General features: G+C 71.7%; 21 protein-coding genes and 3 pseudogenes. 11 read left to right on the forward strand and 13 right to left on the reverse strand.

Annotated elements, in window-relative coordinates; genetic code table 11:
* Nucleotides 1-41: 41 nt before the first annotated feature.
* Nucleotides 42-1,220 carry a PLP-dependent aspartate aminotransferase family protein gene (locus tag KVT45_RS27585; protein WP_217551800.1) on the reverse strand — a complete coding sequence of 393 codons (1,179 nt, stop codon included), beginning with the start codon at nucleotides 1,218-1,220 and terminating at the stop codon, nucleotides 42-44.
* Nucleotides 1,221-1,279: 59 nt separating this feature from the next.
* Here KVT45_RS27585 and KVT45_RS27590 point away from each other — a divergent pair, with 59 nt between their 5' ends.
* The 6 genes from KVT45_RS27590 to KVT45_RS27615 all read left to right on the forward strand — a co-directional run bounded on the left by KVT45_RS27590 (nucleotide 1,280) and on the right by KVT45_RS27615 (nucleotide 7,362).
* Nucleotides 1,280-1,771, forward strand: a complete 492-nt coding sequence (locus KVT45_RS27590; protein ID WP_089105517.1) for an Lrp/AsnC family transcriptional regulator — start codon at nucleotides 1,280-1,282, stop codon at nucleotides 1,769-1,771.
* Between the two features lie 33 nt (nucleotides 1,772-1,804).
* Entirely contained in the window at nucleotides 1,805-3,493 is a 1,689-nt protein-coding gene (locus KVT45_RS27595; protein ID WP_217551801.1) for a DUF885 domain-containing protein, read from the forward strand.
* 182 nt (nucleotides 3,494-3,675) lie between these two features.
* Nucleotides 3,676-4,347: a hypothetical protein gene (locus KVT45_RS27600; protein ID WP_217551802.1), complete on the forward strand. Its 672-nt coding sequence runs from the start codon at nucleotides 3,676-3,678 to the stop codon at nucleotides 4,345-4,347.
* 142 nt (nucleotides 4,348-4,489) lie between these two features.
* On the forward strand, nucleotides 4,490-4,717 hold the full coding sequence (locus KVT45_RS27605; protein WP_217551899.1) for a ferredoxin: 228 nt from the start codon (nucleotides 4,490-4,492) through the stop codon (nucleotides 4,715-4,717).
* Nucleotides 4,704-6,098 carry an NAD(P)/FAD-dependent oxidoreductase gene (locus KVT45_RS27610; RefSeq protein WP_217551803.1) on the forward strand — a complete coding sequence of 465 codons (1,395 nt, stop codon included), beginning with the start codon at nucleotides 4,704-4,706 and terminating at the stop codon, nucleotides 6,096-6,098. Before KVT45_RS27605 ends, KVT45_RS27610 begins: the two co-directional genes overlap by 14 nt.
* Nucleotides 6,099-6,132: 34 nt before the next feature.
* Nucleotides 6,133-7,362 (forward strand): cytochrome P450, encoded by a 1,230-nt coding sequence (locus KVT45_RS27615; RefSeq protein WP_217551804.1) that lies wholly within the window; start codon nucleotides 6,133-6,135, stop codon nucleotides 7,360-7,362.
* A gap of 7 nt (nucleotides 7,363-7,369) precedes the next feature.
* Here the strand turns inward: KVT45_RS27615 and KVT45_RS27620 are convergent, their stop codons facing one another.
* On the reverse strand, nucleotides 7,370-7,885 hold the full coding sequence (locus KVT45_RS27620) for an immunity 21 family protein (RefSeq protein ID WP_217551805.1): 516 nt from the start codon (nucleotides 7,883-7,885) through the stop codon (nucleotides 7,370-7,372).
* A gap of 47 nt (nucleotides 7,886-7,932) precedes the next feature.
* Nucleotides 7,933-8,406, reverse strand: coding sequence for a rhodanese-like domain-containing protein (locus KVT45_RS27625; RefSeq protein ID WP_217551806.1), 474 nt, complete (start codon nucleotides 8,404-8,406; stop codon nucleotides 7,933-7,935).
* A gap of 135 nt (nucleotides 8,407-8,541) precedes the next feature.
* Between KVT45_RS27625 and KVT45_RS27630 the strand changes: the two genes are divergently transcribed.
* Nucleotides 8,542-8,988, forward strand: a complete 447-nt coding sequence (locus KVT45_RS27630) for an Lrp/AsnC family transcriptional regulator (protein WP_217551807.1) — start codon at nucleotides 8,542-8,544, stop codon at nucleotides 8,986-8,988.
* Between the two features lie 132 nt (nucleotides 8,989-9,120).
* On the opposite strand, the gene KVT45_RS27635 is transcribed toward KVT45_RS27630, so the two are convergent.
* The 6 genes from KVT45_RS27635 to KVT45_RS27660 all read right to left on the reverse strand — a co-directional run bounded on the left by KVT45_RS27635 (nucleotide 9,121) and on the right by KVT45_RS27660 (nucleotide 16,360).
* Nucleotides 9,121-12,111 carry an AAA family ATPase gene (locus tag KVT45_RS27635; protein WP_217551808.1) on the reverse strand — a complete coding sequence of 997 codons (2,991 nt, stop codon included), beginning with the start codon at nucleotides 12,109-12,111 and terminating at the stop codon, nucleotides 9,121-9,123.
* A gap of 55 nt (nucleotides 12,112-12,166) precedes the next feature.
* Nucleotides 12,167-13,330: an exonuclease SbcCD subunit D gene (locus tag KVT45_RS27640; protein WP_217551809.1), complete on the reverse strand. Its 1,164-nt coding sequence runs from the start codon at nucleotides 13,328-13,330 to the stop codon at nucleotides 12,167-12,169.
* 131 nt (nucleotides 13,331-13,461) lie between these two features.
* On the reverse strand, nucleotides 13,462-14,088 hold the full coding sequence (locus KVT45_RS27645; RefSeq protein ID WP_217551810.1) for a YigZ family protein: 627 nt from the start codon (nucleotides 14,086-14,088) through the stop codon (nucleotides 13,462-13,464).
* Nucleotides 14,089-14,114: 26 nt separating this feature from the next.
* Nucleotides 14,115-14,657, reverse strand: coding sequence for a histidine phosphatase family protein (locus tag KVT45_RS27650; RefSeq protein ID WP_217551811.1), 543 nt, complete (start codon nucleotides 14,655-14,657; stop codon nucleotides 14,115-14,117).
* Nucleotides 14,654-15,385, reverse strand: coding sequence for a hypothetical protein (locus KVT45_RS27655; RefSeq protein ID WP_217551812.1), 732 nt, complete (start codon nucleotides 15,383-15,385; stop codon nucleotides 14,654-14,656). Before KVT45_RS27655 ends, KVT45_RS27650 begins: the two co-directional genes overlap by 4 nt.
* Nucleotides 15,386-15,784: 399 nt before the next feature.
* Nucleotides 15,785-16,360, reverse strand: coding sequence for a hypothetical protein (locus KVT45_RS27660; RefSeq protein ID WP_217551813.1), 576 nt, complete (start codon nucleotides 16,358-16,360; stop codon nucleotides 15,785-15,787).
* 1,456 nt (nucleotides 16,361-17,816) lie between these two features.
* Here KVT45_RS27660 and KVT45_RS27665 point away from each other — a divergent pair.
* A complete protein-coding gene (locus tag KVT45_RS27665) occupies nucleotides 17,817-18,740 on the forward strand; it encodes an RNA polymerase sigma-70 factor (protein ID WP_217551814.1) in 924 nt (307 codons plus the stop codon).
* Nucleotides 18,741-18,872: 132 nt separating this feature from the next.
* Here KVT45_RS27665 and KVT45_RS27670 read toward each other — a convergent pair whose 3' ends face one another.
* Entirely contained in the window at nucleotides 18,873-19,763 is an 891-nt protein-coding gene (locus KVT45_RS27670) for a sigma factor-like helix-turn-helix DNA-binding protein (protein ID WP_217551815.1), read from the reverse strand.
* 460 nt (nucleotides 19,764-20,223) lie between these two features.
* Nucleotides 20,224-20,397 (reverse strand): annotated as a pseudogene (locus KVT45_RS56550) (transposase); the annotation flags it as partial.
* A 124-nt stretch (nucleotides 20,398-20,521) separates the two neighbouring features.
* Here KVT45_RS56550 and KVT45_RS27675 point away from each other — a divergent pair.
* On the forward strand, nucleotides 20,522-20,896 hold the full coding sequence (locus KVT45_RS27675) for a hypothetical protein (RefSeq protein ID WP_217551906.1): 375 nt from the start codon (nucleotides 20,522-20,524) through the stop codon (nucleotides 20,894-20,896).
* Between the two features lie 164 nt (nucleotides 20,897-21,060).
* Here the strand turns inward: KVT45_RS27675 and KVT45_RS27680 are convergent.
* Nucleotides 21,061-21,270, reverse strand: a pseudogene (locus KVT45_RS27680) (leucine zipper domain-containing protein); the annotation flags it as partial.
* Between the two features lie 71 nt (nucleotides 21,271-21,341).
* Nucleotides 21,342-21,707, reverse strand: a complete 366-nt coding sequence (locus tag KVT45_RS27685; RefSeq protein WP_217551900.1) for a VOC family protein — start codon at nucleotides 21,705-21,707, stop codon at nucleotides 21,342-21,344.
* A gap of 92 nt (nucleotides 21,708-21,799) precedes the next feature.
* On the opposite strand from KVT45_RS27685, the gene KVT45_RS27690 reads away from it, so the two are divergent.
* Together KVT45_RS27690 and KVT45_RS27695 are read left to right on the forward strand one after the other, a co-directional pair.
* Nucleotides 21,800-22,765 (forward strand): YafY family protein, encoded by a 966-nt coding sequence (locus KVT45_RS27690; protein ID WP_217551816.1) that lies wholly within the window; start codon nucleotides 21,800-21,802, stop codon nucleotides 22,763-22,765.
* 46 nt (nucleotides 22,766-22,811) lie between these two features.
* A pseudogene (locus tag KVT45_RS27695) lies at nucleotides 22,812-23,177 on the forward strand (PP2C family protein-serine/threonine phosphatase); the annotation flags it as partial.
* Nucleotide 23,178: the final 1 nt, after the last annotated feature.

Consider the following 23,178-nt stretch of genomic DNA (forward strand, 5'->3'; position numbering starts at 1 on the left):
GGGGGCTGGTCGCGCAGTTCCCCGCGCCCCTTTCGGGGCGCTCATATGTCCCCCAACGATCTGTCCAGGTCCGCCCACAGATCGTCGGCGTCCTCCAGGCCCACCGACAGGCGCAGCAGGTTGTCGCTCACTCCGGCGCCGCGGCGGTCCCCCTCGTCGACGACGCGGTGGCTGATGGACGCCGGGTGCTGGATGAGGGTGTCGACGCTGCCAAGACTGACGGCGGGGGTGATCAGGCGTACCCGGGAGACGACCTCGTGCGGGTCGTCGTACACCTCGAAGGCGATCATCGCGCCGCCCAGCCGCGGGTAGTGGACGCGGGCGACGCGCGGGTCGGCGGTGAGGCGGCGGGCCAGTTCGGCTGCGGTGGCGGAGGCGGCGCGGACCCGTACCGGGAGCGTGGCCAGGCCGCGCAGCAGCAGGTAGCCGGCGAGCGGATGCAGTACACCTCCGGTGGCGAAACGTATCTTCCGGAGCTGCCCGGCGAACTCCTCGTCGCAGGCGACCACTCCGCCGAGCACGTCTCCGTGGCCGCCGAGGTACTTGGTGGCGCTGTGCAGCACCAGCCGTGCGCCGAGTTCGGCGGGGCGTTGCAGCACGGGGGTGGCGAAGGTGTTGTCGGCGAGCAGCGGCACCGTGCCGCAGGCGTGGGCGACGGCCCGCAGGTCGAGTTCGGCGAGAGTGGGGTTGGCCGGGGACTCGACCAGCACCAGCCCGGTGTCGGGGCGCAGCGCGTCGGTGATGCCGGCCGGGTCGGTCCAGGTGACCTCGGTGCCGAGAAGACCGGCGGTGAGGAGGTGGTCGCTGCTCCCGTACAGGGGCCGTACGGCGACGACATGGCGCAGGCCGGTCGACACGCGGGCGAGGAGGACGGCGGACAGGGCGGCCATGCCGCTGGCGAAGGCGACGGCGGACTCGGTGCCTTCGAGGCGGGCCAGGGCGGTCTCGAAGCGGGCGACCGTCGGGTTGCCGAGGCGTCCGTAGACCGGCGGTCCCGCGGGTTCCGCGCCGTCGACGGCGAAGGCGTCGATGCGGGCGGCCTCGGCGCGGCTGTCGTACGACGGGTAGGTGGTGGACAGGTCGATCGGCGGGGCGTGCAGGCCCTGGCGGGCGAGGTCGTCGCGGCCGGCGTGCACGGCCTCGGTGGCCAGGGCGCGCGGTGCGCGGGAGGCGCAGCCGCGGACGGGCGCCGGGTCGTCGTAGGTGTTCGCTGAGTCCATGGCCATAGGGTGAACATCCGACGGAACATGTGGGGTGAACCCCGTGCTACGTTCGACCCATGACCGATTCTGTCGTACTGGATCCGGTCGATCTGCATCTGCTGCGGCTGCTTCAGAACGACGCCCGGACCACCTACCGCGATCTCGCCGCCCAGGTGGGCGTGGCGCCGTCGACCTGTCTGGACCGGGTGACCCGGCTGCGCCGGTCCGGGGTGATCCTCGGGCACCGCCTTGAGCTGGATCCGGCCAAACTCGGGCGCGGTCTGGAGGCGCTGCTGTCGGTGCAGGTCAGGCCGCACCGGCGGGAGTTGGTGGGACCGTTCGTGGAGCGGATCCGGGCGCTGCCGGAGTCGCGGACGGTGTTCCATCTGACCGGTCCTGACGACTACCTGGTGCATGTGGCCGTGGCGGACATGGCGGACCTGCAACGGCTGGTCCTGGACGAGTTCACGGCGCATCGGGAGGTGGCCCGGGTGGAGACCCGGCTGATCTTCCAGCAGTGGGAGTGCGGGCCGCTGCTTCCGCCGGTGTCGTCGGCCCAATCCCCGTGACGCGCGGTGGTCCGCCGTACGAGGATGGACCGCATGTCACAGACCAACAGCCCGCTGCCCCGTCAGGTCGCCGACAGCTTCGTCGACGAGCTCATCGCCCTCGATCCGATCACCGGTACTTTCCTCGGCGTCAAGGAGAGTTCGAGCCGGCTGCCCGACACCTCGCCGGCCGGCGCGGAGACGCTCGCCCGGCTCCAGCGCGACACGCTCGCCAGGCTCGACGAGGCCGAGCGGCAGCCCGGTGCGGACAGTGACATCGAGCGTCGCTGCGCACGCCTGCTGCGCGAGCGGCTCAGCGCCTCCCTCGCCGTGCACGAGGCCGACGAGAGCCTGCGTTCCGTCAGCAACCTGAGCTCCGCCGCGCACACGGTGCGCCAGGTGTTCACGGTGACGCCCACCGCCACCGAGGAGGACTGGACGGCGGTCGCCGAACGGCTGCGCGCGGTGCCGACCGCGCTGGAGGGCTACCGGCAGTCCCTCGAACTCGGCCTGGACCGGAAGCTGTACGCCGGTCCGCGCGCCACCGCGACCTTCGTCGGACAGCTCGGCGAATGGGCCGACACGGGCGACGGCAAGGGCTGGTTCGAGCAGTTCGCGGCGTCCGGGCCCGAGGCGCTGCGCGCCGAGCTGGACGAGGCGGCCCGCTCCGCCACCGAGGCGGTGCTGGCGCTGCGCGACTGGATGCGGGACGTGTACGCGCCGGCGATCGAGGGCGCGCCGGACGTGGTGGGCCGGGAGCGGTACGCCCGCTGGGTGCGCTACTTCAACGGCACCGACCTCGATCTGGACGAGGCGTACGCGTACGGCTGGTCCGAATACCACCGGCTGCTCGGCGAGATGAAGGCCGAGGCCGAGAAGATCCTGCCCGGCGCGGCCACGCCGTGGGTGGCGCTGGCGCACCTGGACGAGCAGGGCACCCACATCGAGGGTGTCGACGAGGTGCGCAGCTGGCTGCAGTCGGTGATGGACGAGGCCATCGAGAAGCTGGACGGCACCCACTTCGACCTGGCCGAGCGGGTGCGCCGGGTCGAGTCCCGGATCGCTCCGCCCGGCAGCGCGGCGGCGCCGTACTACACGCCGCCGTCGGACGACTTCTCGCGCCCGGGCATCACCTGGCTGCCGACCATGGGCCAGACCCGGTTCCCGGTCTACGACCTGGTCTCGACCTGGTACCACGAGGGCGTGCCCGGCCACCACCTCCAGCTGGCCCAGTGGAAGCACATCGCCGAGAACCTCTCCCGCTACCAGGCCAGCGTGGGCATGGTCAGCGCCAACGCCGAGGGCTGGGCGCTGTACGCGGAGCGGCTGATGGACGAACTGGGCTTCCTCACGGACCCGGAGCGCCGCCTCGGCTACCTGGACGCGCAGATGATGCGGGCCGCGCGGGTCATCATCGACATCGGCATGCACCTGGAGCTGACGATCCCGGACGACTCCCCCTTCCACCCGGGGGAGCGCTGGACGCCCGCGCTGGCGCAGGAGTTCTTCGGCTCGCACAGCAGCCGGCCCGCGGACTTCGTGGAGAGCGAGCTGACCCGCTACCTGTCCATGCCGGGTCAGGCCATCGGCTACAAGCTGGGCGAGCGCGCCTGGCTGCTGGGCCGGGAGCGGGCCCGGGAGCGGCAGGGCGCCGGCTTCGACCTCAAGTCCTGGCACATGGCGGCCCTGTCCCAGGGTTCGCTGGGCCTGGACGACCTGGTGGACGAGCTGTCGCAGCTCTGACGGTACGGGCCTGCGCCCGAGGAGCGGCAGGACCCGGCGGGCGCCCACCGCGCGTGGGTGCCCGGCGGGGGCCGCGGCCGGGGCGGCGCCGGTCTGCCGTTCGGGGGTGCTCCGGTGGCGGTGGCCGCCGGCGGCGGGCTTGCTGGTGCCGGGGGCCACCGGACACAGGAAGCGAGCCGCGCATGCAGACCTCCACGCCCCCACGGCAGCCGTTGCAGACCCCACGCGCCGCGGGCGTGGCCGGGATCGTCTTCGCGTTGCTGCTCGCGGCCGCCATGGTGCTGATCCGGCTGGGCATCCCGCAGGGCGCCGACGCGGTCACCACCCAGCAGCCGGATCCCGCCCAGCGCAGCGCCGTCCGCGCGGCCCTCATGCTGGTGCCGTTCGCCGGCATCTTCTTCCTGTGGTTCGTCGGCGCCGTCCGCTCGCACGTCGGCGACGCCGAGGACCGGTTCATGGCCACCGTGTTCCTCGGCAGCGGCCTGGTCTTCACGGCCGTCATGTTCGCCGCCGCCGCGACGGCCGCGGCCGTGCTCGACACCGCTCATCCGGCGGGCACCTCGCCGTCCCGGTCCACCTGGGACTTCGGCCAGCACCTCGCGTACACGCTGATGACCGGGTACGCGATGCGGATGGCAGCCGTCTTCGCCTGTTCCGCGTCGGTGATCGGGCACCGCCTGGGCATCCTGCCGCGATGGCTCACGCGGCTGGGCTTCCTGACCACCCTGGTCCTGCTGTTCGTGTCGGCCGCGGTGCCCTGGGCCGAGCTGGTGTTCCCGGCCTGGTCGCTGCTGCTCAGCGCGTACATCGTCATGGAGAGCTTCCGCCGCTCGGCCACGGCTCCGGCGGCCTGATGGCTCACCCGATCGGCGGCTCCGGCGCGCGACTGCGGGGCCGGGCTCCCATGCTGGCGTGCGGGGAGTTCTCCGCCGTCCAAGACTGGAACGACGGACCGCGGTACGCACCGGACCTGGCCACCGGAAGGGCGGAGCCATGATGCGCCTTGTCGTCGACCTCAACAGATGTCAGGGATACGCGCAGTGCGCGTTCCTCGCTCCGGACGTCTTCGCCATGCACGGCGAGGAGTCGCTCGTCTACAACCCGCAGGCCGAGCAGGAGCAGCGGGAGCGGGTGGCGCGTGCCGTCGCCGCCTGCCCGGTGCAGGCGATCACCGCCGACGGCCTGGACGGATTCGCGGGAGGGACCTCCGATGCCGCCCACTGACTATCTCGACTGGCTGCGGCGCGAGGGCCGGATCGTGGTCGTGGGTGCCTCGCTGGCCGGACTGCGGGGCGCCGAGACGCTGCGCACCGAGGGGTTCGCCGGCGAACTCACCATGATCGGCGACGAGCCGTACGAGCCCTACGACCGGCCGCCGCTGTCCAAGGCGGTGCTGCTCGGCAGGGCGGCCCCGCACCACACCGCGCTGCCGCACCGCCTGGAGATCGACGCGAAGTGGCGGCTGGGCGTCGCGGCGACGGGTCTCGACGTCGAGGCCAAGCGGGTCCGGCTGGCCGACGGCGACGAGGTCGAGTACGACCGGCTGCTGATCGCGACCGGAGTGAGCGCCCGACCCTGGCCCAAGGAGGACGAGGCCCGCCTGGAGGGCGTGTTCACGCTGCGCACCCGGGACGACGCGGCCGCGCTGCTGCGCCGGCTGAAGGCCGGGCCGCGCCGGGTGTTCGTGATCGGCGCCGGGTTCACCGGGTCGGAGATCGCCTCGGCCTGCCGCGAGCAGGGCATCCCGGTCACCGTCGCGGAACGCGCCGGCGCACCGCTGGTGGGCGCCCTCGGCGGGGTGATCGGCGCGGTCGCGGCCGAGATGCACCGCGAGAACGGGGTGGACCTGCGCACCGGGGTCATGGTCACCGCGCTGGAGGGCGATCCGGTCGGGCGGGTGCGGGCGGTCCACCTGTCCGACGAGAGCATCGTCGAGGCGGACGTGGTGATCGTGTCGCTCGGCGCGACCCGCAACACCGAATGGCTGACCGGTTCCGGTCTCGGCGCGGGCCCGCGGGGCATCGCCTGCGACGCGGGCTGCCGTGCCTTCGACTTCCGGGGGATCGTCACCGACGACATCTTCGTCGCCGGCGATGTCGCCCGGTCCCCGCACGCGCTGTTCGGCTACCAGTTCCTGTCCCTGGAGCACTGGGGCAACGCGGTCGCCCAGGCCGAGATCGCCGCGCACAACATGATCAGCCCGAGCGCCGAGCGCAGGCCGCACCTGTGGGTGCCGGCGTTCTGGTCCTCGCAGTTCGGCGTGAACATCAAGTCGGTCGGAGTGCCGCCGATGGGCGAGCAGATCATGATCACGCAGGGTTCGCTGGCCGAACGCAGGTTCGTCGGGGTGTACGGCCACAACGGCCGGACGATCGCCGCGGTGAGCTTCGACAACACGCGGTGGCTGGAGTTCTACCAGCGGGAGATCGAGCGGGGCGCGCCGTTCCCGGTGGAGTTCCCGACGGTGGACCGCCGTCCCGAGGGCCGGGTGCCGGTCGACTCCGACTTCCCGGACCCCGCCCTGCCGACGCACGGCCCCATGGTGACCCTCAGCGGTTACTCGCCGACCGACCAGCAGCTGGTCTTCCACCCCGCCCGCCACTGACCGCGCCCCGGCCCCGACGCTGCAAGGAACTGTCATGACGCAGACCTCGATGTTGCGCCAGATCACCGACTTCGCGAACCGCGCCAACCCGTACCCGCTGTACGAGGAACTCCGCAAGACTCCGGTGCTGCACGAGGAGGAGGACGGCCCCTACATCATCAGCACCTACCACGACATCGAGGCCCTGCTCCATGATCCCCGGATCAGCTCCGACGAGTCCAACGTGACCGTCGGCAGGGACGACGAGCTGTCCGGCCCGGAGGCGACGGGACTGCCGCCGAGCTTCATCCGGCTCGACCCGCCGGAGCACGACCGGCTGCGCCGGATCGCCAACAGCTCCTTCGGGCCGCCGCACCGGCCGCACCGGATCGACGACATGCGGGGCCAGCTGGAGGAGATCATCACCGAGCTGATCGACGGCCTCGGGGACGCACGGGAGATCGACCTGGTCGACCAGGTCGCCTACCCCTTCCCGGTCACCGTGATCTGCCGGCTGCTCGGCGTGCCGCGCGAGGACGAGCCCCGCTTCCGGGCCTGGGTCGACCCGATCGTCGCCGGGCTGGATCCCGACTCCCGCACGGCCGCCGAATCCCAGCGGAGCGCGCAGGAGGCCCGGCTGCAGCTCGGCATGTACCTGAACGGGCTGGTGGAGCAGCGCACCAAGGAGCCGCACGAGGACATGCTGTCCGACCTCGTGCACAGCAGTGGTCCGGACGGCGCCATGACGACCATGGAAGTGCTCAGCACGGCGGTGCTGCTGCTCATCGCCGGGCACGAGACGACCGTCAACCTCATCACCAACGGCATGCTGACGCTGCTGCGGTACCCGCAGTACCTGGAGCGGCTGCGCGACGACCCTGGGCTGTCGGTGCGGATCGTGGAGGAGCTGCTGCGCTACGAGCCTCCGGTGCAGCTGCTGCCGCAGCGCACCTGCATCGCCGACCTGGAGGTGCACGGGGTGACCATCCCCAAGGGGTCGCGCATCTGGTTCGTGCTGGCCGCGGGCAACCGGGACCCGCACCGGTTCACGGATCCCGACCGCTTCGACCCGGACCGCCAGGACATCCAGCACCTCGGCTTCGGCAGCGGCATCCACAGCTGCTTCGGCGCCCCGCTGGCCCGCCTCGAGGCCCAGATCGCGCTGGCCCGGCTGGCCCGCCGGCTCGACAACCCGCGGCTCGTCGAGGACCCGCCGCCGTACCGTCCGAACGCGGTGCTGCGCGGTCCTCGGCACCTCAATATCTCGATCGACGGCATCAAGTGACGGTCGGTCAGGACGGGAGTCTGCGCAACTGCACCAGGCCCAGCCAGGTTTCCGGGCCGGGTCTGGTGTAGGCGGCCCGCACCTCGTAGGTGCCGGGCTCCAGCGGGACCCGCAGATGGTCGCCGCCCTCGGCCTCGCCGCCCGGCCAGGCCGAGTCGAACAGGACGACGGGGCCCGGAACATGCCAGCGGATCTCGTTCTCCCACACGGCGCCGTCGAGGGCGGCGGGCACCTGCGCCAGGAGTTCCTCCTCCGAGTTGGCGGCCGACCAGCGTACGAAGGTGCCGTGGTCCGGCAGGAAGGACGTCGAGGCGGGTTCGTCGCCGAGGACCAGGGCGGTGCTGTCCCCGACCGGGAGCAGTCCGACGTAGCCGTCGACCTCGCAGGCCCGGTCGTAGTCGGTGGCGAGGTCCTCGCTGTCGGCGCCGGCCCAGAACGGCAGGACCGTCTCCGGGACCGCCACCAGCGGGCCGCCGCCCGACTCCACCCACTCCACCGCGCCTGGATCCGCATAACGAGTCATGGGGTGAACCTACACGGACAGCGACGGCACAGGTTCGCCTCCGGGAATCAGCAACCGCAGTCGCCCGCGACGGGTGCCGTGAGCGGGTCCGGGGCGCGCCGCTCACGGCCCTGCCAGGTCTCGAACTCGAAGCCCTCACGCACCCAGTACTCGAATCCGCCGAGCATCTCCTTGACCTGGTAGCCGAGTTCGGCCAGCGCGAGGGCGGCGCGGGTCGCGCCGTTGCAGCCGGGACCCCAGCAGTACGTCACCACGGGCACGGCCTTGTCGAGGAGTTCGGCCGCCTGCTCGGGGATGAGCGCGGTGGGCAGGTGGATCGCGCCGGGGATGTGGCCCTGGTCCCAGGACTCGGTCGAGCGGGAGTCCAGGACGGCGAGGCCGGGGTCGCCGTCGGCGGCCAGGGCGGCGGCCACGTCGGAGACGTCGGCGTGGAAGGCGAGGCTCGCCCGGAAGTGGGCGGCGGCCTCGGCGGGCGCTGCGGGGGCGAAGCGCAGGACGGGGCTGACGGTGGTGACGGTCATGTCGGGCCTTTCGCTGACCGCCTGGGCGGCGGGATCTCCATGCCCGGAAATCTACGGCCGGTGATCCCGCTCCCTGAAGGTGCGATCCCCGGCTCCGCCCTTGTCCGGCCGGGGATTCCCTGTTATCCATCCCCCATGACCGACTTTTCCCCGGACGCCACCGACCGGCGCATTCTCGACGTCCTCCAGCGCGAGGGCCGGGCCAGCTTCGCCGAGCTGGCACGGGCCGTCGCGATGTCCCCGAGCGCGGTGACCGAACGGGTGCGCCGGCTCGAGGAGGCGGGCGTGATCCAGGGGTACGCGGCGGTGGTCGACCCGGAGCGCCTCGGCCTGCCGATCCTCGCCTTCGTCCGGCTGCGCTACCCGAACGGCAACTACAAGCCCTTCCACGACCTGGTCGCCGCCACCCCCGAGATCCTGGAGGCGCACCACGTCACGGGCGACGACTGCTTCGTCATCAAGGTCACCGCACGCTCCATGCGCCACCTGGAGGAGATCTCCGGCCGGATCGGCACCCTGGGCTCGGTGACGACGAGCGTCGTCTACTCCTCACCACTCCCCCGCCGGGCCGTCGGCACCTAGCGCTCCGCTGGAATTGCCGAGTCATGTCGTCGATCGTCTGCGGCGCCGTCGTGGCTGGTCGCGCAGTTCCTCCCCCAGCCTTCGGCCGGGGGTACCCCCAGCGCCCCTTTGGGGCGCTGCCGCCGGCCCCGCCTAGACCCCGCGCTGCCGCAGCGTCGAGCCCGATCTCCCCTTCACCACCTCCAGCTGGGCGTGGACGCGGCGGCGCAGGTCGGCGACGTGGCTGACGATGCCGACGCTGCGGTCGCGTTCGCGAAGGGAGTCGAGGACGTCGAGGACCTCGTCCAGGGTCTGGTCGTCGAGGCTGCCGAAGCCCTCGTCGATGAAGAGGGTGTCGAGGCTGACGCCGCCCGCCTCGTCGGTGACGACGTCCGCGAGGCCGAGGGCGAGCGCGAGCGAGGCGAAGAAGGTCTCGCCGCCGGACAGGGTGGCGGTGTCCCGCTCGCGTCCGGTCCAGGCGTCGACGACGTGCAGTCCGAGGCCGCTGCGGCCGCGTCCGGTGCGGTCGTCGGAGTGGACCAGGGTGTAGCGGCCGGACGACATGCGCTGCAGGCGTACGGTCGCGGCGGCGGCGACCTGTTCCAGGCGGGCGGCCAGGACGTACGACTCCAGGCGCATCCTGCGCTCGTTGTCGGCGGAGGTGCCGGCGGTGAGTCCGGCCATGCGGGCGACCCGGTCGTACTCCTCGCGCAGCGGGGCGAGTCGGCGTACGCCCTCGGTGGCGCGGGCGGACAGCCCGTCGAGTTCGGCGCAGCAGCGGGCGGCCCGGTCGCGGGCGGAGGCCGCGTCGCGCAGCCGCTGGGCGGCCAGGACGGCGGCGCCCTCGGCCTCTTCGAGTTCGGCGGGCGGCTGCTGGGCGGCGGCCGCGGTGTCGGCCTCCGCCAGTGCGGCACGCACCGCGGCCTCCTCGGACTGCCACTCGTCCAGGCGCCGTTGGAGTTCGCGGTGGGCGGTGTCGTCGAGGAGGGCGGCGGCCGCGGCCTGCGGGGTGTCGAAACCGGCCCGGTAGGCGGCGTCGGCGAGCCGGGCGTCGGTGTCCTTCAGATGCCGGGCGGTGTCCTCGGCGGCGCGTGCGGTGTCGGCGGCGTCGGTGAGCAGCGCCATCTGCCGCTCCAGCTGCGCGGACCGTGCGGACACGCTGGCGGCGCTCCCCCGGGCCCGGGTCAACTCATCTTCCAGGGCGGTCTGTTCCGCGTCGAGACCCTCGCGCCTGGTCAGCCGTGCGGCGGCCCGGACCTCGGCCTGCTGCCGCTCGGCCAGCCGGCGCTCGCGTTCCTGCTCGGCCAGCCGCAGCTCCTCGTGCGCCGCGTGCAGGGCGGATCCGGCCCGCCGGGCCTGGGCGTACTCCCGCTCCAACTCGTCCGCCTGGGAAGCAAGTTGCTCGGTCGGGGTGTCTCCCGCCTCGGCGGTGGCGGCGGCCAGTGCCTCGCGTACGGTGCCGAGCCGCCGCTCGTCCCGGTCGCGTTGCTCGTCGGCGCGCTGCTGGGCGGCGAGCGCGCGTTCCTCGGCCTCGCGGTCGACGTGGCCCGCGAACTTCTCGGCCGGCGCCGGGTGTTCGGTGGCCCCGCAGACGGCGCACGGCTCCCCCTCGGCGAGTTGCGCGGCCAGCTCGGCGGCGATGCCGTTCAGCCGCTGTTCCTTGAGGTCGAGCCAGTGCGTCCGCGCCGCCACGGCCCGCTGCGCGGAGGCGAGAGCCGCGCGCTGGGCCTCCTCGGTGTCCCGGCCCAGCTCGTCCCGCAGCCGCGCCGCCGCCAGCCGCCGGCGGGCGGGGTCGCGCTGCACGGCGAGCTGCTCGGCGCGGGTCGCGGCCTCCTGGGCGGCGTCGATACCGGACTGGAGTCCCGCGCGCCTGGCGTCCCAGCCGGCGAGCCAGCCCGCGGCCTCGCGCAGGACGTCCTCGTCGTCCCGTTCCTGCCGGTCGAGGCGGCCGCGCTCGTCGACGACCCCGGCGAGCCGTCGCTCGGCCCGGCGCGCGGCCTCCAGCCCGCCCAGCTCCTCGGCGGCCCGGCGGGCCGCACCGGCGAGCCCCCCCGCACCGGCTCCCGCGAAGGTCTCCGGCAGCAGGCCACGCGCGCGCAGCTCGGCGGCGGCCGCGCCGCGGTGCCCCGCCTCGGCGGCATCCCGCAGCTCCAGCGCCGGCGCCACCGCCGCCGCCTTCCGGGCCCGCTCCATCCGCGCCTGCGCCGCCCGGTGCTCCCCAGCCCGGTCCTCCAGCCGTACGGCCCGCTGCCGCGCCTCGGCGAACCGGGCCTGCAACCGCGCCAGTTCGCGTACGTCGGCCAGTGCGCGGTCGGCCGCGAACTGGGCCGACTCGGCGGCGGTGAGCCGGCAGTGGGCGACGGTGAGGCGCTCCCGTGCGGTGCTGCGGGCCACGGCCGCGGCGGCGAGGACGGCCGAGGCCAGGCCAGGCTCGCCGGGGGTCAGGTCCGGCAGCTCCATCGCGTCGCCGGCCTCCTGCTGCATGCGGTGCGCGTCGGCCAGCAGCGCCGAGTCGCCCTCCCGGACCCGGGCCTCGGTCGTCTTCCGGCGCTCGGCGAGACGCTTCTCGACGTCGGCGAAGCGCTGGGTGTCGAAGAGCCGGCCGAGCAGCTGGCCGCGTGCGCCGGCGTCGGCGCGCAGGAAGCGGGCGAAGTCGCCCTGGGGCAACAGCACGACCTGGCAGAACTGCTCGCGGCTCATGCCGAGCAGCTGGGTGATCTCCTCGCCGATCTCCTGGTGCGAGCGGCTGAGGTCCTTCCAGGCGCCGGCCGTCGCGTCGTACTCGCGCAGCCAGGTCTGGGCCTTGTCCAGAGTGGTGCCCGCGCCGCGCTTCTTGGGGCGCTCCCAGGGCGGCTGCCGGGTGATCTCCAACCGGCGTCCGGCGACGGTGAGTTCGAGGCGGACCTCGGTGCGGGTGGCCGGGTCGGCGTGGTCGCTGCGCAGGGTGAGGCCCTGGCCGCTCTGGCGGGCGCCGGGGACGGTGCCGTAGAGGGCGTAGCAGACGGCGTCCAGGACGGAGGTCTTTCCGGCGCCGGTGGGGCCGTGCAGGAGGAAGAGCCCGGCGGCGGAGAGCGCGTCGAAGTCGACGCCCTGGGAGCCGCCGAAGGGGCCGAAGGCGGTGATGTCGAGCCGGTGGAGTCTCACGCGGCCACCTCTGCGGGGCGGGGGCGCGCTGTCACCGGGCGGTGCGCGGGGTCGGTCACCGGGCCACCTCGCGTACCGCGCCGTCCGCGCGCACCGCGTCGAACGCCTCGCCCAGGACGGCCAGTTCACGTTCGTCGGGGCCCGCGCCGCGCACATGGGCGACGAAGTCCTCGGCGATCTGCCGGTCGGTGCGGCCGGCCAGCCGGCGGGCGTAGGAGACGTCGGGGTCGTCCGGGGCACGGTCGGGGGCGAAGACCAGGCTGAGGGTGTGCGGGAAGCGGTCGGTGAGGCGGGCCATGGGGTCGGCGGGGCGGACCGGGTCGGTGAGGGTGGCCTCGACCCAGGCGTCCTCGAGGGGGGTGAGGGCGGGGTCGGCGAGCAGGTCGTCCAGGGTGCCGCGGATGCGGGCCAGCGGGCGCGGGACCGGGCAGTCGAGGCGCTCGGCGGTGACCGTGCCGTCCGCGGCGAGGTCGACGAGCCACATGCTCTTGCGGTGGTCGGCCTCGGAGAAGGAGTAGGCCAGCGGGGAGCCGGAGTAGCGGACGCGTTCGGTGAGGGTCTGGCAGCCGTGCAGGTGGCCGAGGGCCACGTAGTCGACGCCGTCGAAGACGCCGGCCGGGACGGCGGCCACTCCGCCCACCGTGATGTCCCGTTCGCTGTCGCTGGGCTCGCCGCCGGTGACGAAGGCGTGTGCGAGGACGACGGAGCGGGTGCCGGGCGCGCGGGCGGAGAGGTCGGCGCGGACCCGGTCCATGGCGGCGGCCAGCACGGTCTCGTGCCCTGCCTTCTCGACGGCGAACTCGTCCTTCACCAGGGCGGGTTCGAGATACGGCAGACCGTAGAACGCGACGTCCCCGAAGGCGTCGGCGAGCACCACCGGGGTGCCGCAGGCCGCCGGCTCGGTGCGCAGATGGATGCCCGCGCGGTCGATGAGACCGGCGCCGACGCCGAGGCGGCGGGCGGAGTCGTGATTGCCGGAGATCATCACCGTGGGCACGCCGAGATCGGCGAGCCGGTGCAGGGCGTCGTCGAACAGCTCGACAGCGGCGAGCGGCGGCACCGCGCGGTCGTACACGTCGCCTGCCACCACCACGGCGTCGACGGAGTGCTCGCGCACGGTCGCCACGAGGTGGCCGATGAACTCGGTCTGCGCGCCGAGCATGTTCACGCGGTGGAACGCCCGGCCCAGATGCCAGTCGGACGTGTGCAGGATTCTCACGAGACCACCCCGACCTGCACGCTTGCCCCTATTTCACGCATTCGACCCGAACAAACCGGCATGAAATGGCATGAACCGGTACGAGGACTTCCCCGTCAACACCCGCCACGCTAACGCATTTCACCCCCGGCTCACGCGTCTCCGTACGCCTCTCCGCCCAGTTCGAGGCCGGCCGTGCCCGCCGTCGCGTCGGCGAGCCAGGCGCGGAAGGCGGGCACGTCGGCGTCCGGCAGGCCGATCTCGATGGTGACGGCCTCGCCGTAGCGGACGTCGCGGACCTCGCGGCCGGTGGCGCGCAGGTCGTTCTGGACCTTGCCGGCGCGCTGGTGGTCGACAGTCACGGTGGCCAGCCGGAAGCGGCGCCGGGTGAGGGTGCCGAGGGTGTCGAGGGCCTCGCCGACCGCACCGCCGTAGGCGCGGATGAGCCCGCCGGCGCCGAGCTTGACGCCGCCGTAGTAGCGGGTGACGACGGCGACGACGTACCGCATGTCGCGGCGCAGCAGCATCTGGAGCATGGGGACGCCGGCGGTGCCGCCCGGTTCGCCGTCGTCGCTGGCCCGCTGGGTGCCGGCGTCGGCGCCGATGACGTAGGCCCAGCAGTTGTGGGTGGCGTCGGCGTGCTCCTTGCGGACCGCCGCGACGAATTCCTGGGCCTCCTGCTCGGTGGCCGCCGGGGCGAGGGCGCACAGGAAGCGGGAGCGGTTGACCTCGGTCTCGTGCGTGCCCGCGCGGGCGACTGTGCGGTACTCGTCCTGCATCCGCCCAGCCTATGCGGACCCGTGCCCTACTCCTTCCGCCCCCGGGCCACCGTCACCTCCGTCAGCAGCGCCGTCCCCGGGGCCAGGGCCGCCCACGCCGTGCCGTGCCAGGCCAGGACGGCGATCGCGGACGTCGGGAACTTCTTGCGCACCTGCTCCAGGGTGTCGTCGAGGCCGTCGCCCGCGAGGTCGAGGACGAGTTCCTCCAGACCGGGGTTGTGCCCGACCAGCAGCAGCGTCTCCACCTCGGCCGGCACCTCGCGCACGACCGCCAGCAGGTCGGGCACGTCGGCCGCGTACACCCGCCGGTCGTAGCGGACCGGTGGTGGAGTGCCCCACTGGCCGGCGGCCAGCTCCCAGGTCTGCCGGGCACGTACCGCGGTGGAGCACACCGCGAGGTCGGGCAGGCAGTCGGACTCGGCGAGGGCACGGCCGGCGGCGGGGGCGTCGCGGCGGCCGCGGTCCGCGAGCGGGCGCAGCCGGTCCGGGACGCCCTCGGGCCAGGCCGACTTGGCGTGCCGCAGGACGACCAGGCGGCGCAGCGGGCCCGCACCCGCCCGGGTGATCACGCCGACCGCCCGAGATCGCTGGTGAGGTCGAGGGCGAGCAGCCGGTCGGCGTAGGCGCAGGTCTCGAAGCGGGCGCCGGGCGGGATCTCGGGCTGGTCCTCCATCCAGCGCAGCACGCCGAGCACCCCCGGTACGTCCAGGTCGTCCTCCCAGGCGTCCCGCAGCCGGCCCCGGACCTTCTCGGGCACCGGCCGCGAGGGGCTGCGTGCCCACCGCGCCACCGACTGCCGCAGCCTGCCGAGCCGCCGTCCGGCCGCGTCGAGGGCGCCGGCGCCGAGGTGGACGGCCGTGCCGCGCGGGGCGTCGAGGAGGGCGAGCCGGAGTGCGGCGGGGTCGTCGAGCGTGTTGAGGACACCGGCGTCGGGTCCGTCGGCGGGGGCGACGGCGATGGTCACGCCGGCGCCGTCCACGGTCCCGCCCACGGCCGTGACGTGGACGACCTGTGCCTCGCCCAGTCCAGCGGCGAGGTCGCGGCCGTCCTCGAAGGGGCGGATGCCGAGGGTGGTGGCGGCGGCGTGCAGTTCGGCCTGGTGGTGGTCGGCGCTGAGCAGGGGCAGGACCGGGGTGCCGCCGAGTTCCAGCGCGCGCAGCAGGAGGTCGGTGGTGAGCAGGACCCGCAGGGCCGTCAGGTCGTACCCGGAGGCATGGACCTCGACCCGGGTCAGGGCACGGCGGGCGGGGACGGCGGGGACGGTCTCACCGGTCTTGGCGTCGAGGATGCGCAGCACGGGCTGAGCGTAGGCGGACGGAGGACCGTACGGAGGCACCTTGCGACGATTCAGGTCACCGTGGCGGGACATGCGGGACATGCGACACCCCCTGTCGCGCGGACTGTCCCGACACTACTGCGCGCCCCCGGTCCGGGCCGGGTACGGGGCGCAGGTGAACCGCTCCAGGACTGTCCGGAGCCGCCGCCGATCCCGGAGTGGTTCAGTCCCCAGGTGCTGACGGTCGCCGCTCGCCGCTACAGAAGGCCGGGCATGAGCGCGTTCTCGGACGTCGGGCTGCCGGATGCACCGCCTCCGGCCATACGGGGACTGCCCGCAGCTGCACGCCATCCGGGCGGGATACGTGCGAAGACGCTGCGACACCATCTCGGCGTAACCCCCGGGTCGCTCCAGAGGCCGTCAAGCGTCCTTGGTTCCCCTCGAGTCCGGCTCAATGCTGCTCGCTGGTGCCAGGGCGACAAACAGCGGCAGCCTGTACAGCGGCGGAGGCTCGCCCGCCAGGCCCAGGCTCCGCCAGGCCAGCCGAGCCGAGATCTTCAGCACCCTGCGCGCACGCATGACGAGCAAGAAGGCGAGGGGCAGTTCTACCAGCACGGCCGAGGCTATGCTTCCCCACACGTCGCCTCGCCCCCAGCTCAGGGAAACGTCGAACCAGGCATCGCAGACCAGGAGCGTGGCCGCCACGAAAGACAGGGGAATCAGGGCCTGCCGTCTCAGCCAGACCGCCGCCCCGGCGCCGGCCAGCGACACGAGCAGCATGACGTCGAAGCCCACCCACACCATGGGCCAGTACCGAGCCTCAAAGCGATCGGGCAGCGAGACGGCCAGGTAGACGGTCCAGGGGACGAGCACGAACACGCACAAGGCAAGTTGCCCCACCGCCCGCCGGTGGCGGCGGCGCAGCGTGGAACTGTCTGGCGGAAACGCCTTGACCGTCATGTTCGTCGAGGCGGTTGGGGTGCTCTGCTCGTTCATCCTTGCCTGTCCCTGATATCAGCTCACGGCCCGAGCCAACTCCGTCGGTGACCGCACTGCTGATCGCGTCACACAGGCCACACGTGGACATCGGTCCATGCCGCGAAACCTGTCGCTCGCTCCCCGATGGTACGGCGAGCCTTCATACCGCCTGTCGGCAGAGCCACCTGCCCGCTCATGATTCGTCCTCTCTCGTCTTCCCGTCGCGACGGCCACTGATCGGTTTCCACAGAGCCGTGAATTGGGCAACGGTCGGTTCAGAAGGTCCTCACCAGCTCCGGTAGATCGGGGTACTACAAGCCTGGGACCGGCCGAGGCCCGATACATCAGTCAAGTGACTACGAGCGGACGGGCCAGGCCGGATCGCCGCTCCGGCGCGGTCGAGCAGTCCAGGGGGCCGCCGACCCGGTTCGCCCATCCCGCAGAGGGTGAGGCGCAGGCGCGTCCGCGTGGCGGTTACCGGGGCGTGGGGCTACGGGCAGGACGGTCGAAGGCTTCATCACCGGCGGGGACCGGACCGCCCTCACCGATGCGGCAGCTCCGCAGCATGACCTCGCGGCCGGCCACCTGCCCCTGGAGCCGACAGCCTCGCAATCGCCCTGAAGTGGCGGACCGAAGCGGCCACAGACCTGCCGGCACGAAGATCACTCCCGCACGGCTCCGCTTCTCCATGCGCGCCACCCCACCCGCAAGCCAGATGGTATCGAATGATACTGTCATGATCGTGACGGTAATAGATGCATCGGGCAGGGCGAGATGCAGGCGCTCATGAACGTCTGTGCGGCGGTCGCGAGCCGGCCGTCGGCTGAGCTCGAAAGGCGCGCCGGCGAGCGCACAGCCGCAGGCGACCCCTGGGACGAACCGGAGTACGGGCAGTACCCGCCGGCGCTGGAAGGCCCCTACCGGGAGCGCCCATCCCCCTTCGGTGAGCAGCGCTACGGCGCACCCGGCATTCCGCGTGAGGACCTTTGTCACAGGACCGTCGCGGAGGTCGTGTCGCCCCCGGATGAACTCCTCCCGTGCCGGCCGGGCGCCCCTCGACGTAGCAGTCACGTCCGTCGACGGTTGGCGACACCGCCGGCGCATGGGGGCCGCGCCGGTGCAGCGGCTCCGCGAGCTGACGAGCTGCTCAGATCATCACTCCCCGGCTCCGTGAAGAACTGTTCAACGGCCTCGGCCCCGGCCCCGGCCCTGCGCGCCCCTTTTCTGCCCCGGTCGTGTCACAGGAAGGGGCCGATCCCGGTCCATGGAAGAGATGCGATGGGAGCAGCCGTGACTTTCAGTGACCACAGTTCCGGTACCACCCGGACGAGTCGTACAGCGCCCTGTGCCCGGCAGCACCTCGGTCTTCGGGAGAGCGCCCGGCATCGCAGGCCGGAGCCGTCCGCAACCGCGCGGTAGCCGCGTGGTCCCGCCACTAGACAGCCGTAACCGGAGGAACGGAGAGCGCAGGGTCATGGATCTCGAACTGTCCCCCCCGAGAGGGGGCCTTGAAGAGGCTGTCTCTGTCTTTGTGCAGCACCGAGCGCGTCTGTTCGGAATCGCCTACCGTGTGCTCGGCAGCGTGGTCGAGGCCGAGGACGTGGTCCAGGAGGTGTGGCTGCGCTGGCAGAAGACGGACCGCTCCGCGGTGGTCAGCCCGGTCGCCTTCCTCTCGAGCGCCACGACCCGTTTGGCGATCAACGTCACGCAATCGGCGCGAGTGCGCCGGGAGACGTACATCGGCCCCTGGCTGCCCGAGCCCGTCGACACCGGCTCCGATCCGGAGGTGGGCGCACAGCGCGCGGAGGCCCTCGAACTGGCGCTGCTGCTGGTGCTGGAGAAGCTGAGCCCCACCGAACGCGCGGCGTACGTGCTGCGTGAAGCGTTCGATTACGCCTACCCCGAGATCGCTCAAATCCTTCAGCTCAGCGCCGTCAACGTACGGAAGATCGTCAGCCGTGCTCGCAAGCACCTGTCGGACGAGCAGCGGGAGAGCGTGGACACGGCGGAGCACCGGCGCCTTTTGAACGCCTTCGTCTCAGCGGCTCAAACGGGAGATGTGGCTTCACTGGAGACCCTTCTCACCGCCGATGCCGTCAGTCTGTCCGACGGAAACGGCCTCCAGGGCTGTGCTCGTGTACCTGTGCTGGGCCGTGTACGTATCGCCAAGATGTCGACCTATCCGCGGCTGTGGCGGGAAGCGAAGCCCAGGTTGGTCGACGCCAACGGCCTGACGGGCGTGACGATCTACCGTGACGGCCGACCCATGGCGTTCATGACGATAGCCGCCTCGAAGGAGGGCATCCACAAGGTGATGTGGGTGTTCAACCCGAGCAAGATCGCCGCGTTCCTCGGATCGCGTTCCCGCTGTGTGACGGCTCCGCCCTGTCTCCGTTGATGCGTGACCACCCCAGGTGTGACGCGGCGCTCGTCGTACGGTCAACGCAGGGGCGCTGATGCAGCCGGCCTGCCCAGAAGCGCTCAGGTCCAGCCGTCGCCCTGCTGTGACGGGTCCCGGTGCGAGCCGGGGTCACCGGTGGTGGGGGGGCTGGTTCCAGGAGCGTAGCTTGTCGGGATTGAGGACGACCCAGACCTGGGCGACGTGGTGGTCGGCGACGTCGAGACTGATGACGGTCGCGACCTGGTGGTCGTAGCGGGCGACAAGGCCGGTGCGCCCGTTGACGGAGTGGGTGGTCAGGGTGGTGCGGGGGTGGCGGGCCAGGAGTGTCAGCAGGCTGTGGGCGACCTGACGGCTGCCGTGCACGGGCCTGCTCAGTGCGCGGACCTTGCCGCCGCCGTCGAAGAACGCCGTGGCGTCCGGAGACAGCAGCGACTCGAGCAGTTCGGCGTCCTCGTCCACGCAGGCCTGGAGGACGGTGCGAGCGAGGAGATCGTGTTCGCCCGGCGGGGTGGGGCGTGAGCGCTGCATCCGAAGACTGCGGCGGGCCCGGTCGGCAAGCTCGACGCACTCGGACTCCGGGCGTCCCACGATGTCGGCCACCGTGTCGGAAGCCATCCCGAAGACGTCATTGAGCACGAACGCCGCCCGCTCGGCCGGAGACAGAGAGTCCAGCGCGTTCAGCAGAACCCGGCTGACCTCCTCCTCCAGGCTCGTCTGCGCCCCCTCGGCGTCTCCCGTCTTCGTATGGTGCTCCTCTCTCCGGTCCCGCTGGCCGGTCGCACCCCAGTGAGGCTCGGCGAGCAGGCCCAGACAGATCCCGCCCGCGGTCTTCGCGAGCCAGTATCGAGGTGCGGTGATCCGCCCACGCTCCGCGTCGGACAGCCCGTACCACCGACGGTAGGTCTCACCGACGACACTCTCCGCCTCGCGGGAGCTGCCCAGCATCCAGTAGGTGACTTCCAGCAGGTGCCGACGCTCGTCAAGCAGCTCCGCGACCGGCACCGCGTCAGCATGGTCCATACGACGTCCTCCCCCTCACAAGGCACAGCACGACACGACCGCACACAGTGATCCCTTCGACCTTCACGAGGGCTTCAGAGATGTCTGCGTGCCGATGGCAGGGTGCCGCCATGCAGCCCCTGCGCCCGGCAAAGGGACTCCGGCGGTCGATGACCGAGTCCTCGCACCCGGGCCACCTCCTTCATCCCTCGACTCAATCCTTTGACCGGGCATGCACGCGTGTTGTGACATCCCCCTGTCCCGCACGCTCCCACGTCGTGCTGAACAGCGCCGAGATGCAGAAGACGCGTTGGAGACAGCGGTTGTGTCGCTGTGGGCGCCGCAGGTTCCAGCTGGTCTTCCGGCCAGGAACTCGGCGCCGAGAACGGCGCCCAGGCCGGGCCTGGTGATCACATCGCAGGTGTGGTGGCCACGGAACCGGACCAGGGCCGCCACCGCGGGGCGACCGGCATACATCTGTCCTTGGGACCGACACATCGTCAATCACCCATGCTGCCAGGGCGATCAGCGGCGGCATCCGTTCGACGATCCGTCACCGCACCGGCATCGGATCCCACGTGGACCGGTTCACGAACTGCTCCAGGATCTGCCCGTTGCCGTCCGGCTGCCGCGAGGCCATGGCCTGGATCGACCTACACGGCCGTCCAGCACCAGTCCCCCGCCGACGGCAGTCGCCTCTGGGTGCGGCTCGTTTCGAGTGACGGCCGCGATGGTGGGCGACCTTGACCGTGTCCCGCGGCGAGCTGCATCGTCGAGCCATGAACTCAGATACCGGTCGCAGTCATAACGAGGCGTGGGTTGAGCTGTTGGACAGCCATCGTCCACCCCATTCGGCAGGTGACTGGGCGTCGCCTTCGATGTGGCTGCTGCTTCAGGCCGCAGTGGCCGATCCGCTGTTGTCCTCGCTCTACCCGTGGAAGGGCATGAACACCCTGAGCGTGTGTACGTCCGATGCATGGCGTGACTTCGGTACGGAGGGGTTCCCGGGAGTCGCGGCCGGTTCCGGTGTGTACTCGGTGATCGCCCACCCGCTGGGCGAGGGCCGAGTCGTTCTGGAGACCGATGATCCGGCCGTCGCGGTCGAGGTCATGGCTCGGGAGGTCCGGAGTCGGTTGGTGAGGCGCACGATGTGAGCGTGCCTGGGGGAAAGCGGTGAGGGCTCCGGGCAGGTTGTGGAATTCGGGTCGCGGGCCTGGGCCTGGTCGAAGGCGCCGGCGATGACCTGCTCGGGCGGGCGGACCGGTGAGGCGGTGCACCACTAGTTCTCGGCCCTCGGCACTCGGCCCCGGATGACCCATGCTGGAGTCGCGTTCGGACTCCGGTGCGGACTCGACGGCCGGTCTTGCAATCCCGCATCACCGTGGAGCCGCCGGCGATTTACCCACTTGCCGGCGCATGCGCGAGAGATGCCCGTCTCAGCGGCGACGTGGGCGAGGGGACGTGTCCGGCACCGCTTCACGAGCCGCCTACGGCCCTCGACGCTCAGGGGTGCATTCGCGTGGGGCACTCGTCGTCCTCTCGAAGTCGGACGCCGGCAGGCGCGACACCTGTCGTGCGCGCCTGCCACATTGCGGCCTTTCAGCCCCGCGGTGCGACGCGGATACGGTTCCCGTCAGGATCGGCCGCGAGGAAGGTCAGCCCGAACCCCGCATCATGAGGCTCGCGCAGGATCGTGACCCCCTTGGAATTCCACTGCTCAAAGATCGCGTTGAGCTCCTCGGGTCCACCGTCGACGGCCAGGCAGACCTCACTGGTGCGCGGGACGTCCGGTGACAGATCCTCGAACTGGCCGGACCACACACCGAGGTCAGCGCCTGGCCCGAGGTCGAAGGTGATGTATCCCGAAGTCTCGAACGAGGGGCTCATGCCGAGGAGGTCGCCGTAGAAACGAGCTGCGGCGGGAGCGTCGTTCACGTAGACGATGGACACGACGGATGTGGTCATGGTTGTTCCTTCTCCCAGGTCGTAGGTACGCATCCACCAGCCTGACCGGGATATGCGCCGCATCGTGTCGCAATTCCTGAAAAAATTGGTGTGTGACCCCGGATCGCTTCTTCACCCTGATGTTGCTCCTCGAATCGAGGGAAGCCGTGACCACACAGGAACTTGCCTCAGCGCTCGGAGTGTCCCTTCGAACCATCACCCGAGACCTGAACTGGCTCCGCGACGCCGGTCTGCCGGTGACCGCACACCGGGGCCGCCTCGGCGGCGTGACCATGCTGCCCGGGTCCGGGCTCGACCTCACGCGGCTCACACCGGGCGAGCGTGATCATCTGTCGCTCACCGGGCTGGACGAGAAGCAACGTGCGGAGCTCGACGCATCGGCAGAAAGCCGGCGCGCGCTCTCCAAGATCGCCGCCGCACAGCCGCGTCGAGTTCATGAGCTCCTGCCGCTCACCGACGTAGTGCACGTGGACAGCCGTCCCTGGCGTCAGGCACGGGCTTCCGGTACGACTCCAGCTGCGCTGATCGGCGCGGTGCGGCGAGGTCGCCGGCTACGGATCGAGTACGACAGCCCACGCGCGTCATGCCCACGCGACCTGGTCGTGGATCCCTACGGGCTGTTCGCCAAGGCCGGCGTCTGGTACCTCGTCGCCGACCGTGCCCGAGTGCCACGGATGTACCGACTCGAACGGATCACGACGTGGAAAGAAGTCGACCAGCCACGACGGATCCGCGAGAGCCAGACCCTGGCCACCGTCGCCGCAGCGCTCATCGATCAGTGGGAGCACAACCACGCGATAGAGGTCAGCGCCACCATCGACCAGACCCAGATCGAGCGAGCGCAACGGATCTTTGGCCTACGACTCGTCCCGGACGACCACGAAGAATCCACCACCGGCCGCAAGGTAACGATCCGCTTCCTGCATCTGGAGGACGTGCGAGCACTACTGCCGTTCGGGAGCGCCATCACTGTGCACGGCCCCACCGAAGCCAGGGCTCGCCTCCGCGCCCTCGCCACCAGTCTTGCCCACCACTATGCGCCGTCACCACCATCCTGACCCGCAACATCTAGCGGTTCACCTGCGCGTGGCTTGGCGGACTGCCGTTCTTAGCGCAGGGCACCCGGGGCTTCTGCTACGCAGCGACGGGGAAATCCGCTGGGTCGAGCCTCGGGACGGAAGTGCCCTGGGCCTGTTTCCTGAATGCGAGGACTGGACTCAGACCGATGTCTCGCTTTGCCCGCACGACAGCGTGGTTCTCTTCACCGACGGACTGTTCGAAGGAAGGACTGGCCCCTCCACCCGACTTGGCGAAGAAGGCCTGCTACGGCCGGCGACGCGGCACGAACACCTGCCGGGGCAGGAGTTCATCGACGCCCTGGTCCACGGTGCTGTGTCCGGGGCGGCACCCTTCGGGGGCCTGGTGGACGACGTAGCTGTTCTTCATCTGGGCTGGAACGCAGGGAGCTGAC

This window comes from Streptomyces sp. GbtcB6 (genome assembly GCF_019091475.1).
GTDB classification, from domain to species: Bacteria; Actinomycetota; Actinomycetes; order Streptomycetales; family Streptomycetaceae; genus Streptomyces; species Streptomyces hyaluromycini.

Coding starts and splice junctions, on each gene's coding strand:
- KVT45_RS27585 (WP_217551800.1), bottom strand. CDS start 1,220: ATGGACTCAGCGAACACCTACGACGACCCGGCGCCCGTCCGCGGCTGC.
- KVT45_RS27590 (WP_089105517.1), top strand. CDS start 1,280: ATGACCGATTCTGTCGTACTGGATCCGGTCGATCTGCATCTGCTGCGG.
- KVT45_RS27595 (WP_217551801.1), top strand. CDS start 1,805: ATGTCACAGACCAACAGCCCGCTGCCCCGTCAGGTCGCCGACAGCTTC.
- KVT45_RS27600 (WP_217551802.1), top strand. CDS start 3,676: ATGCAGACCTCCACGCCCCCACGGCAGCCGTTGCAGACCCCACGCGCC.
- KVT45_RS27605 (WP_217551899.1), top strand. CDS start 4,490: ATGCGCCTTGTCGTCGACCTCAACAGATGTCAGGGATACGCGCAGTGC.
- KVT45_RS27610 (WP_217551803.1), top strand. CDS start 4,704: ATGCCGCCCACTGACTATCTCGACTGGCTGCGGCGCGAGGGCCGGATC.
- KVT45_RS27615 (WP_217551804.1), top strand. CDS start 6,133: ATGACGCAGACCTCGATGTTGCGCCAGATCACCGACTTCGCGAACCGC.
- KVT45_RS27620 (WP_217551805.1), bottom strand. CDS start 7,885: ATGACTCGTTATGCGGATCCAGGCGCGGTGGAGTGGGTGGAGTCGGGC.
- KVT45_RS27625 (WP_217551806.1), bottom strand. CDS start 8,406: ATGACCGTCACCACCGTCAGCCCCGTCCTGCGCTTCGCCCCCGCAGCG.
- KVT45_RS27630 (WP_217551807.1), top strand. CDS start 8,542: ATGACCGACTTTTCCCCGGACGCCACCGACCGGCGCATTCTCGACGTC.
- KVT45_RS27645 (WP_217551810.1), bottom strand. CDS start 14,088: ATGCAGGACGAGTACCGCACAGTCGCCCGCGCGGGCACGCACGAGACC.
- KVT45_RS27660 (WP_217551813.1), bottom strand. CDS start 16,360: ATGAACGAGCAGAGCACCCCAACCGCCTCGACGAACATGACGGTCAAG.
- KVT45_RS27665 (WP_217551814.1), top strand. CDS start 17,817: ATGGATCTCGAACTGTCCCCCCCGAGAGGGGGCCTTGAAGAGGCTGTC.
- KVT45_RS27670 (WP_217551815.1), bottom strand. CDS start 19,763: ATGGACCATGCTGACGCGGTGCCGGTCGCGGAGCTGCTTGACGAGCGT.
- KVT45_RS27675 (WP_217551906.1), top strand. CDS start 20,522: ATGAACTCAGATACCGGTCGCAGTCATAACGAGGCGTGGGTTGAGCTG.
- KVT45_RS27685 (WP_217551900.1), bottom strand. CDS start 21,707: ATGACCACATCCGTCGTGTCCATCGTCTACGTGAACGACGCTCCCGCC.